The organism is Comamonas aquatica, assembly GCF_018064205.1.
Classification (GTDB): Bacteria; Pseudomonadota; Gammaproteobacteria; order Burkholderiales; family Burkholderiaceae_C; genus Comamonas; species Comamonas aquatica.
Genome location: NZ_CP072916.1, coordinates 3,863,373 through 3,879,585, shown reverse-complemented (window position 1 = coordinate 3,879,585; position 16,213 = coordinate 3,863,373). Strand labels below are relative to the sequence as shown.

Here is a 16,213-nt window from a genome sequence, read left to right as displayed (position 1 = left end):
CACCATGAGCTTGATGAACGTCGGCGTTTCCGCCCTGGTTGCCAACCAGCACGCCCTGACCACCACCGGCAACAACATCGCCAACGCGAATTCGGCCGGCTACTCCCGCCAGACCGTGGCCACCAGCGCCCTGATCGGCCAGAACGTGGGCAACGGCTTTGTCGGCAAGGGCGTGCAAGTGGCCACCGTCATGCGCCACTACAACGAACTGCTGGGCAAGCAGTCGAACGCAGCGAATGCCGCCAGCGCCGCCGACGCCATCCGCTACCAGTCGCTGATGCAGATGCAGGACGTGTACTCGGGTGGCGACAGCAGCCTGGGCGCCGCCATCAACAGCGTGATGAATGCCTTCGCGGATGTGGAGGCCGCACCGTCCGACGGCACCGCCCGCAACGTGGTGCTGACCCGCATGAGCGAGCTGACGGCGCGTTTCCGCGCGGCCTCGGCCACGCTCAAGGAACAGGACTACAGCACCCAGCAGCAGTTGGGCAACAACGTCACCCTGGTGAACAACCTGGCGGGCCAGGTGGCCGCGCTGAATACCCAGATCAGCCGCGCCGTGGCCTCGGGCCACCAGCCCAACGACCTGCTGGATGCCCGCGAACAGCTGATCCGCGAGATCAACCAGTACGTGCAGACCAGCCAGGTGGACGCCGACAACGGCGGCATCAACCTGTTCGTCGGCGGCAGCCAGCCGCTGGTGCTGGGCAGCAGCGCCGGCCAACTGAGCGTGGCCGAAACCACCGAATACCCGGGCAGTGGCAAGCTGTCGCTGTACTTCAGCCAGCCCAATGGCGAGCAGGTCGAGCTGACCGCCAATATGGTGGGTGGCGGCGAGATCGCCGGCCTGCTGAAATTCAACAACGACGACCTGGTCGTCGGCCGCAACCTGCTGGGCCGCCTGGCACTGGCCATCGGCTCGGAGCTGAACCAGCAGAACAAGCTGGGCCTGACCCTGTCGGGCAACTACGGCACCGACCTGTTCAAGCTGACCACGCAGACCCAGGGCTGGAGCAACATCACCGGCTACGACGTCAGCAACCCGGCCACCAGCGCCACGGCCACCGTGACCGACACACGCAGCCTGGTCGCCTCAGACTACAAGATCCTGTTCGACGGCAGCAGCAACGCCCAGCTGATCCGCATCTCCGACGGCAAGACCACCAACCTGCCCATCGACCCGGTGAACGGCATCGATGCCCAGGTCGATGGCCTGCAGTTCTCCGTGCCCGCCACGGTCACGGCCAGCGCCACCCAGGGCCAGAGCATCCTGTTCCAGCCCTTCAGCGCGGCCGCCGACGAAATCCAGCCGCTGGTGCACAACGCCGGCGACCTGGCCGTGTCCAGCGCCGTGACCGCCAAGATCAACCAGGGCAACCAGGGCACGCTGCAGATGAGCAGCCTGCGCGCCACGGACCTGGCCGGCGTGCCGGCCCAGAACGCCCCGGTGCGCATCACCTTCGACGGCGCCGGCAACTACAGCTACCAGACCTACGACCCGGCCACCAGCAGCTGGAGTGCCGCCTCGGCCGCCGCGCCCTACACCTCGGGCCAGGCCATCCAGATCAACGGCTGGAACATCACACTGACCGGCACGCCCAGCAACGGCGACAGCGTGGACGTGGGCAATGCCCTGGACCTGGGCGATGGTTACAAGCTGAACGCGGGCAATGCCTCGGCCTTCCTGGCCCTGCGCGATGCCACGATCTTTGACGGCGGCACCACGCTGAGCGACGGTTTCTCCTCGGCCATGGCCGTGATCGGCACGCGCACCCAAAGCTCCAAGTACGCGGCCCAGCTGTCGCAGACCGTGGCCAACAACCTGAATGCCGACCGCACCGCCGTGTCCGGCGTCAACCTGGACGAGGAAGCCGCGCGCCTGCTGCAGTACCAGCAGGCCTACCAGGCCTCGGCCAAGATCATTCAAACCGCGCAATCCTTGTTCGACAGCGTGCTCAACGCGGTCGGCGGCTGATTCATCAAGGTTTAGGAGTTCTCCATGAGCATTACACGCCTGGGTACGGCCAACATGTATGACCGCACCATCAGCAACATCAGCAAGCAGCAAGCGGAGCTGGCCAGCCAGATGGAACACACCACGGCCGGCAAGCGCGTGCTGCGCGCTAGTGACGACCCCGTGGCGGCCGCCCTGGCCGAACGCGCCCGCACCCGCCTGGACCGCATCGAGACCGACAAGCGCATGCTGGATGCGCAGACCGCCACCGTCGAGTACGCCGAAGGCACGCTGGGCGAAATCAACAGCGCCGTGCAGGAGCTGCGCACGCTGCTGGTGCAGGCCGGCAACGGCACCTACAACCAGACCCAGCGCGACACCCTGGTCGAGCAGCTGACCAGCCTGCGCGCCCAGATCCTCAAGTACAGCAACCGCACGGACAGCAACGGCCTGCCCCTGTTCCGCGGTCTGGACACCCAGGCCAACACACCGTTCCCGAATGGCGGCAACGGCATCCAGTCCGGCCAGCCCAACAGCAGCGAATACACCATCACCAACTCGCTGGATGGTGCGCTGGCCTTCTTCAGCGGCAAGACCGGCAACGGCGTGCTGGCCGTGGACGCCAACCCGGCCAACCAGGGCAAGGCCCACACCGACGCCGGCGTGATCAAGGACCCGGCCACCGCCACCGCGCTGACCGCGGCGGTGACCATCAGCTTCCACGACGACAGCGGTGTGCTGTCGTACAGCCTGGATGGCGGCACCACGATGCTGCCCTACAAGGCGGGCGACGCCATCGATGTCGCCGGCATGGCGCTGACCATCAGCGGCGAACCGGCCGTGGGCGACAGCTTCACCGTCAAGCCCAGCGAAACCATTTCCGTCTTCGATGCCATCGACCGCGCCATCTCCACGGTGCGCAACGGCGGCAACCCCGACGGCAGCACCAACTCCGGCGCCCTGGCCCATGGCATCGCCCAGTCGCTGGCCGAGCTGGACACCGCGCTGAACCGCATCTCCACCGTGCGCGGCGTCGCCGGGGACCTGCTGAACCAGGCCAAGCGCATGAACAACACGCTGGACGCCCGCGACGAGCAGGTGCAGGCCCAGCGCGTGGCCGCGGAAGACTACGACTCCGAAGGCATGGTGAAGGCGATTGCACAGCTCAAGACCCAGGAGACCGCGGTCTCGGCGGCGCTGCAGTCCTACGCCTCCATCCAGAAGCTGTCGCTGTTCGACTACATCCGCTGAGCGCTGCCCCCACTAGCCTGGGTGCGTGGTCCCGCAACGGCGGGGCCACCCGGTCCCGGGCGGCTGGCAACGGCAGCCCTCCCTAGACCTCAACACGGAGCGCTTGCGCTGTGGAATTCGTTCTGAATGCTTTGGTGATGGGCTATCGCCCGCTGTGGAATGCACAGCGCCACTTGGCGGGCGTGCAACTGTTCCTGCACGACACGCCCGACAACCCGGCCGACACGGCCCACCTGCTGCGCATCCTGCAGGAGATGTGGTCGCCCCACGCCCCCCTGCTGCTGCTGTCGCCACAATCGCCGGCGCTGCTGCAAGGTCTGCTGGCTCAGATCGGCCCCAACCTCTCCTGGGCGCTGGAAGTGCGCGCCGAGTGGCTGAACGCCAACGCCCTGCTGCGCGCCCTGACCACGCGCGCCGCCGAAAAGGGCGTGCGCCTGGTCTGGCGCGGCAGCATGGAACGCCTGCCCACGGCCCAGGAAGCCAACAACTTCGCCTGCAGCCTGCTGCACCTGGAACCCCAGGATGCGCTGGCGCTGATGCACGCCACGGCCGACCAGGCCGTGCCCCAGCGGCTGTCGCTGCTGGAAGGGCAGATGTACGAGGAGATCCACAGCCAGGCCCTGGCACGCCGCTGCCTGGAGCACTACCACGCCAGCGCCATCGCCGGCTGGCCCGACGAGGACGTGCTGCACAAGCTGCGCGGCGCCCGCGTGCTGCACCCCTCGCACGAGCACGTGCTGCGGCTGCTCAAGGCCGTCGATGCCGACCAGTCGCTGGAAACCTTTGAAGAAATCCTCAGCGAGGACCCGCTGCTGGCCTACCGCTTCATGCTGTACGCCAACTCGGCCGCCCTGGGCGCGCGCAACCCCATCAACTCGCTGCGCCGTGCGCTGGTGATGCTGGGCTACGGCACGCTCAAGGAATGGCTGGGCACCCAGCTGATCCACGCCAGCCACGAAAAGGACCTGCAGCCCATCCGCCTGTCGATGGTGATGCGCGCCGCGCTGACCTCGCACCTGCTGGATGCCGGCGTCAGCCAGGAGCTGCGCAGCGAGGTCTACCTGTGCGGCCTGTTCTCGCGCCTGCACGAGGTGCTGGACGAGCCGCTGGAGACCACGCTCACGCGCCTGCCGCTGTCCGAGCGCATCCCCCAGGCGGCCGTACAGGGCGAAGGCCCCTACGCCCCCAGCCTGCAGCTGGCCCAGGCGCTGGAAAGCGAGGACGGCGCCCACGCCATCCGCGCCCTGTGCGAGGAGCACGAGATCAGCCTGGAGCACGTCAACCGCACCCTGCTGCGCCTGGTGTGCGAATGGCCTAACCAGCGGCCCAGCTGGTAAAGCTCTCAAAAATCAAAGCAGCTGGCGCTCATCTGGCAAGCTTTTCATATCGAAAAGTCATCGAACATCAGACGAGATCAGCGCCAGCAGCTTCGGTTTTTGACAAGCTCCCCATGCCGTCGGTGAAAACGCGCTGGCGCGGCACCCCGCAGCGGCCTACAGTGCGCCCCTGTTGACCCCGCCCGCCATGCCCCTGCACGAATTCACCGCCCTGCTCATCCTGGCCACGGCCATGAGCTTCACCCCCGGCCCCAACACCACCTTGTCGACCGCCATGGCGGCCAACCACGGCCTGCGCCACAGCCTGCGCTTCGTGCTGGCCGTGCCCGTCGGCTGGACCCTGCTGCTGGGTCTGTGCGCCCTGGGGGTGGGCGCGCTGATCACCGGCCTGCCACCCCTGCGTGCGGGCATCAAGGCCGTGGGCATCGGCTACCTGCTGTGGCTGGCCTGGAAGCTGTCGGGCAGCGGCCAGCTGGCCCAGGCGCGGCCCGCGCAGCTGCAAATCAGTTTTGCCCAAGGGGTTTTGCTGCAATTCATCAACATCAAGGCATGGTTTTTGGCGTTGACCATCGTCGCAGGATGGGTCGCTGGCCAGGCCAACTTTGCCGAGCGCATGCTCGTCGTGCTGCCCGTCATGGCGAGCTACGCCTTCTGCAGCAACCTGTGCTACGCCTGCATCGGCGCTGCCTTGCGCCAGTGGCTGGCCCACGGCCGGCGCCTGCTGTGGTTCAACCGCCTGATGGCCGCCCTGCTGGTGGGCACCGCAGCCTGGATGCTGCGCGCCTGAAGCGGCGATGATTTTTTCGGCCCGGCCCCTGCAAGCTGCGGTGCTTCGCCCCACAATAGCTGCACCGGCGCCGCCGCCCATCCCGTGCCCGACGTCCATTGCCGCAGCGCCCGGCTATGCGTAGTTTCCGGGTGACGCGGCCATGCCCCACAACGGTATGCTCTTCGCACCACGCCTTGTCCGGCACGCGCACAGTGCGCGCGCCGCTTCTAGAGATTGAGTAGTTATGACGAATTGGACCCTGGCTGCACGTGCCGCCAAGATGAACTCCTCCGCGATCCGCGAGATTCTGAAACTCACCGACCGTCCCGGCATCATCAGCATGGCCGGTGGCCTGCCCTCGCCCGCGGGCTTCCCGATCACGGCCTTCACCGCCGCCTGCAACGCGGTGATGGAACGTGACGGCGCCGCGGCGCTGCAGTACTCCACCACCGAAGGCTTTCCTGCGCTGCGCCAGGCGATCGCCGACTTCCTGCCCTGGGACGTCAACCCCGAGCAGGTGCTGATCACTACCGGCAGCCAGCAGGCGCTGGACCTGATCGCCAAGATCTTCATGGACAAAGGCAGCCGCATCCTGGTGGAAAAACCCACCTACTTGGGCGCCCTGCAGGCCTTCACCCCCATGGAACCCGTGGCCGTCGGCGTGGACAGCGACGACGAAGGCATGCTGGTCGAGGACTTCGCCGCCAAGGTCGGCACCGGTGCCGACAAGGCCCGCATCGCCTATGTGCTGCCCAACTTCCAGAACCCCACCGGCCGCACCATGAGCGAGGCGCGCCGCCAGGCCCTGGTGGAAAAGGCCCAGGAACTGGACATCCCCCTGATCGAGGACAACCCCTACGGCGACCTGTGGTACGAGGGCGAGCCCCCCCTGCCGCTGGCGGCACGCAACCCCGAGGGCGTGATCTACATGGGCTCCTTCTCCAAGGTGCTGGCCCCCGGTCTGCGCGTGGGCTTCATCGTGGCGCCCAAGTCGGTCTACGGCAAGCTGACCCAGGCCAAGCAGGCCGCCGACCTGCACAGCCCCAGCTTCAACCAGCGCGTGGTCGCCGAGGTGATGAAGGACGGCTTCCTCCAGCAGCACATCCCCACCATCCGTGCCATGTACAAGGCCCAGCGCGATGTGATGCTGGTGGCCCTGGAGCGCGAAATGGACGGCCTGGACGTGAGCTGGACACGTCCCGTGGGTGGCATGTTCCTGTGGGTGCGCCTGCCCAAGGGCATGAACGCCCAGGACCTGCTGCCCGAAGCGGTCGAGCGCGGCATGGCCTTTGTGCCTGGCGCGCCCTTCTTTGCCGATGAGGCCGAGCACAACACCCTGCGCCTGTCGTACGTGACCGTCTCGCCCGCGCAGATCAACCAGGGCATTGCCGCCCTGGCCGCCGCCATCCGCGCGCTCCAGGCCAAATAATCGCCTGGACGCCACCCCGGGTGGCGTATCGTGCACAGCGCATAGCTTCTCGCAAGCTATGCGCTTTTTTGTTCGCTCTGATTGGGAACCCCCGCCATGTCCGCCCATTGCCCGCCCCTGACCACCCGCCCGTTCATGACCGTGGACGTCTTCACCGCCGAGCCCTACCGGGGCAACCCGGTGGCCGTGGTGCTGGATGGCCAGGGCCTGGACGAGGGCCAGATGCAAAGCTTTGCGCGCTGGACCAACCTGTCCGAGACCACCTTCGTGCTGCCGCCGACGGAGGTCGGCCGCGCCCAGGGCGCCGACTACCGCGTGCGCATCTTCACCCCGGCCGCCGAAATGCCGTTTGCCGGTCACCCCACCCTGGGCACCTGCCATGCCTGGTTGGCCCAGGGCGGCACACCCCAGAACCCTGCGCGCATCGTGCAGGAATGCGCCAAGGGCCTGATCCCCATCCAGCCTTCGGCCGCCGGGCTGGCGTTTGCCACCCCGGCCACCCGCGCCCTGCCGCTGCCCGCCCACCTGCACCTGATCTACGAGGCCCTGGGCATCACCAACGAACAGGTGCTGGACGCCGCCTACCTGGACAACGGCCCGCACTGGCTGTGCCTGCTGCTGGACAGCCCGGACACCGTGCTCTGCCTGGAGCCGGACCTGGCGCGCATCAAGGCCCTGGGCCACAAGGTGGGGGTGGCGGCGCGCTACCGGGCCGACGACGCCACACCGCTGATCGGCCGCGCCTGCCGCGAGGCCGAAGCCTTTGCCACCGGCCTGCGCGCCGCACCGGCCGCAGCCCAGGCCCAGCTGGAAGTGCGGGCCTTTTCCACCACGGGTGTCGAAGACCCGGTCACCGGCAGCCTGAACGGCAGCCTGGCCGACTGGCTGATCGCGCAGGGCCACCTGCAGGCGCCCTACATGGCCAACCAGGGCGCCTGCGTGGGGCGCGACGGCTGGGTGTCCGTGCAGCAGGACGCGCAGCAGCAACTGTGGATCGGCGGGCAGACCGTGACCTGCGTGCAGGGCACGGTGCTGCTCTGAGCGAAGGCCCGTCAGGCCACGGCCCGGCAGCGTTGCGATAAAGCAAATAAAAATAATTATCAATCGCGTAAAATCCGCGCATCTTTGATTCTGCCTTGTGCCACTGCCTGCCTTATGTATCGCTATCTGATTGCCAGTGCCCTGACCCTTGGTACCCTCGCGGCCACACCGGCCTCCGCCGCCCAACCCGCTGCGGCCAGCGCCGGCCCTAGCGCGCTCCAGGCCTCGGCCGTGGTGCAGCACTACAGCACCCTGGTGTATGCCAACTACAGTGACACCATCGCAGCCGCGCAGCAGATGCAAAAGGCGATCCATGCCTTCCTGGCCAAGCCCAGCCCCGCCACCCAGAATGCGGCGCGCAAGGCCTGGCTGGATGCCCGCGAGTTCTACGGCCAGACTGAGGCCTTCCGCTTCTACGACGGCCCCATCGACAACGCCGACGGCCCCGAGGGCCAGATCAACGCCTGGCCGATGGACGAATCCTATGTGGACTATGTGGTGGGCGATGACAACGCCGGCCTGATCAACAACCGCAAGCTGCCCATCACCAAGGAACGCCTGGCCGCGCTGAACGAGCACGACGGCGAGGAGAACATCTCCACCGGCTGGCATGCCATCGAGTTCATGCTGTGGGGCCAGGACCTGGACGACCACGGCCCCGGCGCGCGCCCCTACACCGACTTCGTGGACGGCAAGAAGCCGAATGCCGACCGCCGCCGCGCCTACCTCAAGGTGGTGACCGAGCTGCTGCTGGACGACCTGCAATCCGTGGCCGACCAGTGGAAGCCCGGCGTGAAGAACAACTTCCGCGCGGCCTTCGACCAGGGCGGCGACGAATCCCTGCGCAAGGTGTTCATCGGCCTGGGCTCGCTGTCGCGCGGCGAACTGGCGGGCGAGCGCCTGGAAGTGGCCATGGCCAGCCGTGACCAGGAAGACGAGCACTCCTGTTTCTCGGACAACACCCACCGCGACGCGGTCACCAACGCCCAGGGCATCCAGAATGTCTGGCTGGGCCACTACCAGCGCCGCAACGGCACGGTGCTGCAGGGCCCCGGCCTGCGCGACTGGGTGGCGGCACAGGACCCGGTGATCGCCGAAAAGACCTCGCTGCAGATTGCCAAGTCCGTGGCCTCGGCACAAGCCATTCCGGCCCCGTTCGACCAGGCCATCCAGGGCGCGCGCGACAGCGCCGCACGCGCCAAGATCCAGGCCACGATCGACTCCCTGACCCAGCAAAGCAAAGACCTGGTGGACGCGGCCAAGGCCGTCGGCTTCGAACAGCTGAACCTGGTCGACCCCTGAGCGGCAGCCACGGCTGCCTGTCCTCCTGCACCGCGGCCTGGCCGCGGTGCCTGTTTCCGGGCCTTCGGCCCCCTGCCTATGACCTTCTTGCTCCGCACCAGCAGCGTGCTGGCCACCGCCCTGGCGCTGGCCGCCTGCACCGCCCGCCCGGCCCCTGGCGACACAGCCGCCACCGCCGCAGATGCCGCGCAGGCCCTGTTTGCGCGCCCTGCCGCCGATGCCCAGCCCGGTGGCAAGACCACCGTGTTCTCCAACGGCCGCAACGCCTTCTCGCTGCCCGCCGCCAACCTGAATGACGCCGAACGCACGCGCTTCGTGGTGGGCAACTCCTTTTTCAAGCGCAACTGGGTCCAGGCCCCGGCCTCCACCACTGCGCGCGACGGACTGGGTCCGCATTTCCTGGCCCGCTCCTGCGGCGGCTGCCACGTGCAGGACGGGCGCGCCCAACCGCCCGACTTCCACAACCCGCTGGCGCCCCAGCCGTTTGCCGGCCTGCTGCTGCGCCTGTCGGTGCCCGGCACCGATGCCCACGGCGGCCCCAAGCACGAGCCCGTGTACGGCGATCAGTTCAACACCATGGGCATCCACGGCGTCCAGGGCGAGGGCGAGGTGCACCTGAGCTACGAGCGCATCGAGGGGCAGTACGCCGACGGCACGCCCTACACCCTGGAAAAGCCCCGCTACCACCTGCGCAACCTGGCCTATGGCCCCATGGCCCCCGACGTCATGGTCAGCCCGCGGATTGCCCCGCAGGTGATCGGCCTGGGCCTGCTGGAAGCCATCCCCGAGGCTGAGATCCTGGCCAACGCCCAGGCCCAGGCGGCCAGCACTGGCCCCATCAAGGGACAGCCCAACTACGTCTGGGATGCCTACGCCGAGCGCATGGTCCTGGGCCGCTTTGGCTGGAAGGCCAACGTCGGCAGCCTGGCGCACCAGACCGCCGGCGCCTTCCTGGGCGACATCGGCATCACCTCCAGCCGCTTCCCGCAGCAGACCTGCACCCCCGCGCAAAAAGACTGCCTGGCCGCGCCGAATGGCAATGCCAAGGGCCGGCAGGGGGTCGAGATCGAGGACTATGCGCTGGACGATGTCATCTTCTACCAGTCGACCCTGGCCCCGGCCGCGCGCCGTAACGCCCAGGACGAGGGTGTGCTGCGCGGCGAAGCCCTGTTCCATGCCGCCCAGTGCGCGCAGTGCCACCGCCCCAGCTACCGCACCGGCGCCGCACTGTTCCCGCGCCTGAGCAGCCCGGCCCTGTCCGGCCAGGACATCACCCCCTACACCGACTTGCTGCTGCACGACATGGGCGAGGCGCTGGCCGATGGCCGCCCGGACTTTGCCGCCAATGGCCGCCAGTGGCGCACGCCCCCGCTGTGGGGCATCGGCCTGCTGCCGGCGGTGAACGACCACCAGCGCCTGCTGCACGACGGCCGTGCCCGCGGCGTCGCCGAGGCCATCCTCTGGCACGGTGGCGAAGCCGAGGCGGCGCGGGAACAATTCCGCCACCTGCCGGCACCGGACCGGGCGGCCCTGGTTCAATTTGTGGAATCTCTGTGATGCGTTGCTCTTTCTTCTCCCTGGGCCTGATCGGGCTGCTGACCGCTGGCCATGCCCTGGCCGCCGCACCGACCACCCCGCCCCTGACCTCCGGTGCCGCCGCCCAGGCGCTGTACGCACAATGGTTTGTGCCGCAATCGGCGCAGGCCAGTGCCTCCGCACAGCAGCTGCACACCCAGGTGCAGCAGTACTGCGCCGGCCAGGCCAGCCTGGCGGCGGCGCGCGCCCAGTTCACCCAGGCCAGCCAGGACTGGGAGCGCCTGTCGGCGCTGGCCATGGGCCCGCAGATCGAACGCCGCACCGCGCGCATGGTCGACTTCCAGCCGCTGCGCCTGCCCCTGCTCAAGACCGCGCTGCGCAAGGCCCCCCAGGATCTGGCCGCCATGGAGACGGTTGGCGCACCGGCCAAGGGCTTCCCGGCGGCCGAGCATTTGCTGTGGGTCGACGTGGCCCAGCCCCACACCCCGGCCTGCCACTACGTCGGCCTGGTCGCTGCCGAGCTGGCCCAGGAAATGCACGACCTGCACCAGGCCAACTTGGCCGCCAGCGCCAGCACCACGCTGGATTTCCACAGCACCGCAGAATTCCTGAACCAGTGGATCGGCGGCCTGGAGCGGCTGCGCTGGCAGTCGATGGACAAGCCGCTGCGCAGCGCCAACCCGGGCAAGCCGGCCGCCGTCACGCGCGCGCCCAGCCAGGGCACGCTGGCCAGCTGGCAGGCGCAATGGGGCTCGCTGCGTCACCTGGCCGTCGGCGACGCCCGCCAGCCGGACCACGTGAGCATCGCCCGCCTGGTCGAAGCCCAGGGTTGGACGCGCCTGGCCGACGAGCTGCGCGCCGCCGTCCAGCAGGCCGATGCCGCCATGCAGGCCGTGGACCGTGTCGAGCTGGCACGCACCGCCCCCGCCAGCCGGGCGCTGAGCCAGCTCAAGCACCTGGTGGAAAACGACGTCGCCCTGGCCCTGGATGTCACCATCGGCTTCTCGGATGCCGACGGTGACTGAGCCCGCCTCGCGCACGCGCCGGCAGTGGCTGCAGGGCATGGCGCTGCTGGCCGCCTGGCCTACGCGCCCCTGGGCGCAAGCCGCCCAGACTCCCCGCTGGGCCGCGGCCTGGGCCGTCGGGCCCGACCTGTTTGTCGGCGTGCTGCAGGCCCCGGCCACCGCCACGGACCGCCTGCAGGTGGTCCAGGCCCATGCCATCCCCACACGGGCCCACGGCATGACCCAGCTGGCCGATGGCCGCCTGCTGTTTGCCAGCCGCCGCCCTGGCGACTGGCTTCTGCAGCTGCACCCGGATGGCAGCGCACACTGGCACTGGATCGAGCCCGACCGCGCCTTCAACGGCCACGTGATCGCCAGTGCCGACGGCCGGCAGCTCTACACCACCGAAACCGACCTGGCCGACAGCCAGGGCCTGATTGGCGTGCGCGACGCACAGACGCTGGAGAAGATCGCCGAATGGCGCACCGGCGGCATGGACCCACACCAGTTGCTGCTGGACCGCGATGGCAGCCTGGTGGTGGCCAACGGTGGCATTCCCACGCAGCCCGAGACCGGGCGCCGCAAGCTGCGCCTGGACCACATGGACTCGTCCATCGTCCGCCTGCGGCCCCAGGACCAGGGCGCCCTCGCCGGCCAATGGCAGTTGCCCGATCCGCGGCTGAGCCTGCGCCACCTGGCATGGGGCCCGGCCGTGGCCTGGAACCCCAGCCAGCGCTGGCTGGGCATTGCCCTGCAGGCCGAGCACGACCTGGCCGAGGACAAGCTCCACGCCCCGGTGCTGGCCCTGTTCGACGGCCAGCGACTGCACGCCGCCCCCCGCTCCACCGGCGCGCCCTGGCAGGGCTATGGCGGTGACATCAGCTGCGACGGCCACCTGTTTGCCGTCAGTTGCCCGCGCGCCGACGTGCTGAGCTGGTGGCAGCCCCCGGCCACACCGGACGCTGCGGCGCGCTGCCTGCGCCAGGATGCCCAGGCCGGCGTGTACAGCCTCAGCAACCCCAGCGTGATCCAGCCGCTGCAGCCGCCGCGCACGCCCGTGTGGTCTGGAGGCACGCAGCAGGTGCTGCAGTGGCCTGGCCAGACGGCCATCGGCCGCAGCGACCACCTGGCCCTGGACAACCATTGGGTGCAGCTGCCACCGCAGCTGTGAATGAAAAGTGGCTGAAGCGCTCATCCCATCAGCGCTGACAGCTATCAAAATCTTCTCTCCACCCCGTCCACGGCGCCCCAGCCTGCAGGCACACGCGGCTGCAGGCCGGCCTGGCCCCCGGGGACTGCGGCTCGGCAGCCACCATCGTCTCCGATAGGACAGGCATTCCGCATCGACCGCTTCCACAATCTGCGGCCATGGGAACCCTCTACCTTGTACGCCATGGCCAGGCTTCATTTGGCGCCGATGACTACGACCAGCTCAGCCCCCTGGGGCTGCAGCAGTCCCAGCAACTGGGCCGCTACTGGCACGAGCGCGGGCAGCGTTTCGACGCGATCTGCACCGGCACGCTGCGCCGCCATGTACAGACGCTGGAAGGCATCCAGGCCACCTTGCCCGGCCTGCCCGCGGCCCAGGCCCTGCCGGCACTCAATGAGTACGACAGCCACGCGCTGATCCGCTGCATCCACCCCGACCCGCTGCCACCGGCAGACACCCCGGAGCGCTACCGGGCGCACTTTCGCCTGCTGTGCGATGCCATCGCGCAATGGATGTCCGGCGTGATCAGCCCCGCCGGCATGCCCACCTGGGAAGGCTTTGCCGACGGCATCCGCCAGACCCTGGACCAGCTGCGCCGCCAGCACCCGGACGGGGACGTGCTGGTCGTCAGCAGCGGCGGCCCCATCTCCACCGCCGCGGGCCTGGTGCTGGGCGCGCCGGCCGAGGTGTCGATTGCCCTGAACATGCGCATCCGCAACACGGCCGTGACCGAACTCAGCACCAGCCCCAAGCGCCTGATGCTGCAGACCTTCAACACCCTGGGCCACCTGGATACGCCCGCCACCCGCGACTGGGTCACCTTCGCCTGAGGCCCTCTGCCGCCGCCCTGCTGCGGCAGTACCGCCGGTGGCTGCCCCCGCCACGGACCGCCACCGCGCACCGGCCACGCTGCGTACGCTGCAGGGACATTGGAATGGGCTTACAACCAAGGCTTTGTACCGCCACGGCAGCAGACCACCATGTCCGGAATCCCCCGCTCCCCGGCGCCCGGCGACCGCCCCGCGCAGCCCCCCAGCCTCGCCACCCTGCAGCAGCTGCGCACGCAGCTGGGCACGGCCCTGTCCTCCCACCAGGCCCTGGCGCTGTTCGCGGTGGAGGGCCCCGTCTGCACCCTGCTGGTCAGCGACAGCGACACCAGCCCGCCCGTGCTGCACCATCTGCCGCTGGGCCTGCAGTCGCTGAGCCAGCGCAGCTTCCAGCAGCGCATGCCCACGCCCGCCCAACTGGAGACCGGCATCATGGAGGTGGAAGACGCCGTCATGCCGCTGGCACGCCTGCTGCCCGCGCACACCCTGCTGGCGACGCGCGATCCCCTGCTGCGCCGCCTGGCCCTGCAGGCCGTCGGTGGCCATGCCCCGGGCCAGGTGCCCGCCATCACACGCGAGGCCATCGAGGCGCTGTTCGAACGCCTGGTGGCCCAGTCCAGCCGCCACTACAGCCACCAAGCCCTAGACCTGCCCCCCGATCCGCGCGCGGCCGCCGCACTGCTGGTCCTGCGCGAAATCCTGCACCACTGGCAGTGCACCCACCTGTGGCTGCTGCCGGACAGCGTGGATGCCGCCCCTTGAGCATTCCGCGGCCGGCACCCCGGTGAGCGGCATCGCGGCCGTGATGCCGGCGCGTCAGGTTGCCCTTGCGGCACGGACGAACTTTCATTCAAAACCACCTCCAGCGCGCACCATACCTGCATGAACAGCTCACTTTTCCATCGTTCGCTCACCGGTCGCCGTGGGTTGCTGCTGGGCGCCAGCCTGGGGGCGGTCCTGGCCCAGGTGCCCGCCTGGGCCCGCAGCGGCAGCGCCCAGCCCGACCACGACCCGTTCACCCTGGGCGTGGCCAGTGGCGACCCGCAGCCGGACAACGCCCTGATCTGGACGCGCCTGACCCCGCCCGCCCACTGGCTGGGCCAGGCCGAGGCCCCGCCGTTGCCCGCGCTGACCGTGCGCTGGGAACTGGCGCACGACCCGGCGTTCCGCCACATCGCCGCCAGCGGCCAGACCCAGGCCCTGCCCGAATGGGGACACGCCGTGCATGTGCAGGTCAACGGGCTGGCGCCGGGGCGCCACTATTTCTACCGTTTCATGCAGGGCGACGCCATCAGCCCCACCGGGCGCTGCGACACCGCCCCTGCGCCCGGGTCGGCGGTACCAAGGCTGCGCCTGGCCTTCGCCGCCTGCCAGCGCTGGGAGCACGGCCACTACGCCGCCTGGCGCTCCGTGGTGCAGGACCAGCCGGACCTGGTGCTGTTCCTGGGCGACTACATCTACGAGTACGCCCAGCCCGCGAACGCCGAAGGCCTGGCCCGCCCGCAACCGCTGCGCACCGCCCGCACGCTACAGGACTACCGGGACCGCTATGCACTGCACAAAAGCGATCCGCTGCTGCAGGCCGCACACGCGGTCTGCAACTGGAGCGTGATCTGGGACGACCACGAGGTGGAAAACGACTATGCCGCCGACCAGGGCATGGGCGATCCCGGCGCCTTTCTGGCCCGGCGCATGGTGGCCTGGCAGGCGTTCTACGAGAACATGCCGCTGCGCGCCGGGGCCCTGCAGCGCAGCCTGCAAGGGCTGCAGCTGTACCGCAGCCTGCGCTGGGGATCGCTGGCCCAGCTGCACCTGCTGGATGGCCGCCAGTACCGCAGCCTGCAGGCCTGTCGCACACCGGGCAAGGCCGACAGCGGCAGCGTGCACACGGACCGCTGCCCGGAGCTGTTCGACCCCGCCCGCAGCTTGCTGGGCCGCGAACAGGAAGCCTGGCTGGGCCGCCAGCTGCAGGCCGACAGCCGCCACCACCCCGAAGCCGCACGCTGGAGCGTGGTGGCCCAGACCACCTTGTTCACCGCCCGCCGCCGGCCCAGCGGCCACCAGTCCACCGACAGCTGGGACGGCTACCCCGCCGCCCGCCAACGCCTGAGCCAGCAGATCGCCGAGGCCGCCCCGCACAACAGCGTGCTGCTGGGCGGCGACATCCACCAGAACTACGTCTGCGCCGTGCCCACGCTGGCCGACCGCCCCCCGGGCGCCGGCAACCCGGTGCTGGCCAGCGAGTTCTGCACCACCTCCATCAGCTCGCGCAGCGGCACCACCCAGGACAAGGTCGACGCCCTGCGTGCCCACAACCCGCAGGTGCTGCTGGCCCGCTGCGAGGAACGTGGCTACAGCCTGGTGGACATCACCCCCACCACCTGGCGCACCCAGCTGCGCACCGTGGCCAACCCCTTGCGCGCGGACAGCCCGGTCACGACGCTGGCGCAATTTGCCGTTGAGGATGGAAAAGCCGGCCCGGTGGAAATTGGATGCAAACCGGCGATGGATGCAGTCCGTCAGTGAGCACATGGGCTTTGGAATCACGAATCG

Annotated in this window: 13 protein-coding genes; all 13 read left to right on the top strand. The window is 69.1% G+C overall.

The features are described from left to right. Nucleotides 1-4 precede the first annotated feature (4 nt). The 13 genes from flgK to KAQ61_RS18110 all read left to right on the top strand — a co-directional run bounded on the left by flgK (nt 5) and on the right by KAQ61_RS18110 (nt 16,186). A complete protein-coding gene (gene flgK / locus KAQ61_RS18170; RefSeq protein WP_210930064.1) occupies nt 5-1,975 on the top strand; it encodes a flagellar hook-associated protein FlgK in 1,971 nt (656 codons plus the stop codon). Between the two features lie 24 nt (nt 1,976-1,999). Next, a complete protein-coding gene (gene flgL / locus KAQ61_RS18165; RefSeq protein ID WP_210930063.1) occupies nt 2,000-3,205 on the top strand; it encodes a flagellar hook-associated protein FlgL in 1,206 nt (401 codons plus the stop codon). 110 nt (nt 3,206-3,315) lie between these two features. Next, the gene (locus KAQ61_RS18160) at nt 3,316-4,542 is read left to right on the top strand and encodes an HDOD domain-containing protein (RefSeq protein ID WP_338026728.1); all 1,227 of its coding nucleotides are present in this window, start codon (nt 3,316-3,318) and stop codon (nt 4,540-4,542) included. 187 nt (nt 4,543-4,729) lie between these two features. Further along, nucleotides 4,730-5,329, top strand: coding sequence for a LysE family translocator (locus KAQ61_RS18155; RefSeq protein ID WP_042413644.1), 600 nt, complete (start codon nt 4,730-4,732; stop codon nt 5,327-5,329). A gap of 226 nt (nt 5,330-5,555) precedes the next feature. Then, complete coding sequence (locus KAQ61_RS18150; RefSeq protein WP_210930062.1) at nt 5,556-6,740, top strand: aminotransferase-like domain-containing protein; 1,185 nt, start codon at nt 5,556-5,558, stop codon at nt 6,738-6,740. 96 nt (nt 6,741-6,836) lie between these two features. Beyond that, the gene (locus tag KAQ61_RS18145; RefSeq protein WP_244982944.1) at nt 6,837-7,781 is read left to right on the top strand and encodes a PhzF family phenazine biosynthesis protein; all 945 of its coding nucleotides are present in this window, start codon (nt 6,837-6,839) and stop codon (nt 7,779-7,781) included. Nucleotides 7,782-7,895: 114 nt separating this feature from the next. Then, nucleotides 7,896-9,083 carry an imelysin family protein gene (locus KAQ61_RS18140; RefSeq protein ID WP_210930061.1) on the top strand — a complete coding sequence of 396 codons (1,188 nt, stop codon included), beginning with the start codon at nt 7,896-7,898 and terminating at the stop codon, nt 9,081-9,083. A gap of 78 nt (nt 9,084-9,161) precedes the next feature. Next, nucleotides 9,162-10,640, top strand: a complete 1,479-nt coding sequence (locus tag KAQ61_RS18135) for a di-heme oxidoreductase family protein (protein ID WP_210930060.1) — start codon at nt 9,162-9,164, stop codon at nt 10,638-10,640. Next, nucleotides 10,640-11,644 carry an imelysin family protein gene (locus KAQ61_RS18130; RefSeq protein ID WP_210930059.1) on the top strand — a complete coding sequence of 335 codons (1,005 nt, stop codon included), beginning with the start codon at nt 10,640-10,642 and terminating at the stop codon, nt 11,642-11,644. The genes KAQ61_RS18135 and KAQ61_RS18130 overlap by 1 nt, the downstream gene beginning before the upstream one ends. Continuing rightward, entirely contained in the window at nt 11,628-12,794 is a 1,167-nt protein-coding gene (locus KAQ61_RS18125; RefSeq protein WP_210930058.1) for a DUF1513 domain-containing protein, read from the top strand. The genes KAQ61_RS18130 and KAQ61_RS18125 overlap by 17 nt, the downstream gene beginning before the upstream one ends. Nucleotides 12,795-12,991: 197 nt before the next feature. Then, on the top strand, nt 12,992-13,663 hold the full coding sequence (locus KAQ61_RS18120) for a histidine phosphatase family protein (RefSeq protein ID WP_210930057.1): 672 nt from the start codon (nt 12,992-12,994) through the stop codon (nt 13,661-13,663). 150 nt (nt 13,664-13,813) lie between these two features. After that, nucleotides 13,814-14,422, top strand: coding sequence for a hypothetical protein (locus KAQ61_RS18115; protein WP_210930056.1), 609 nt, complete (start codon nt 13,814-13,816; stop codon nt 14,420-14,422). A 120-nt stretch (nt 14,423-14,542) separates the two neighbouring features. Further along, nucleotides 14,543-16,186: an alkaline phosphatase D family protein gene (locus KAQ61_RS18110; RefSeq protein ID WP_210930055.1), complete on the top strand. Its 1,644-nt coding sequence runs from the start codon at nt 14,543-14,545 to the stop codon at nt 16,184-16,186. Nucleotides 16,187-16,213 lie beyond the last annotated feature (27 nt).

Bases quoted from the DNA above. Each gene is read 5' to 3' on its own strand.
- flgK (WP_210930064.1), top strand. From the start codon at position 5: ATGAGCTTGATGAACGTCGGCGTTTCCGCCCTGGTTGCCAACCAGCAC.
- flgL (WP_210930063.1), top strand. From the start codon at position 2,000: ATGAGCATTACACGCCTGGGTACGGCCAACATGTATGACCGCACCATC.
- KAQ61_RS18155 (WP_042413644.1), top strand. From the start codon at position 4,730: ATGCCCCTGCACGAATTCACCGCCCTGCTCATCCTGGCCACGGCCATG.
- KAQ61_RS18150 (WP_210930062.1), top strand. From the start codon at position 5,556: ATGACGAATTGGACCCTGGCTGCACGTGCCGCCAAGATGAACTCCTCC.
- KAQ61_RS18145 (WP_244982944.1), top strand. From the start codon at position 6,837: ATGTCCGCCCATTGCCCGCCCCTGACCACCCGCCCGTTCATGACCGTG.
- KAQ61_RS18140 (WP_210930061.1), top strand. From the start codon at position 7,896: ATGTATCGCTATCTGATTGCCAGTGCCCTGACCCTTGGTACCCTCGCG.
- KAQ61_RS18135 (WP_210930060.1), top strand. From the start codon at position 9,162: ATGACCTTCTTGCTCCGCACCAGCAGCGTGCTGGCCACCGCCCTGGCG.
- KAQ61_RS18130 (WP_210930059.1), top strand. From the start codon at position 10,640: ATGCGTTGCTCTTTCTTCTCCCTGGGCCTGATCGGGCTGCTGACCGCT.
- KAQ61_RS18125 (WP_210930058.1), top strand. From the start codon at position 11,628: ATGCCGACGGTGACTGAGCCCGCCTCGCGCACGCGCCGGCAGTGGCTG.
- KAQ61_RS18120 (WP_210930057.1), top strand. From the start codon at position 12,992: ATGGGAACCCTCTACCTTGTACGCCATGGCCAGGCTTCATTTGGCGCC.
- KAQ61_RS18115 (WP_210930056.1), top strand. From the start codon at position 13,814: ATGTCCGGAATCCCCCGCTCCCCGGCGCCCGGCGACCGCCCCGCGCAG.
- KAQ61_RS18110 (WP_210930055.1), top strand. From the start codon at position 14,543: ATGAACAGCTCACTTTTCCATCGTTCGCTCACCGGTCGCCGTGGGTTG.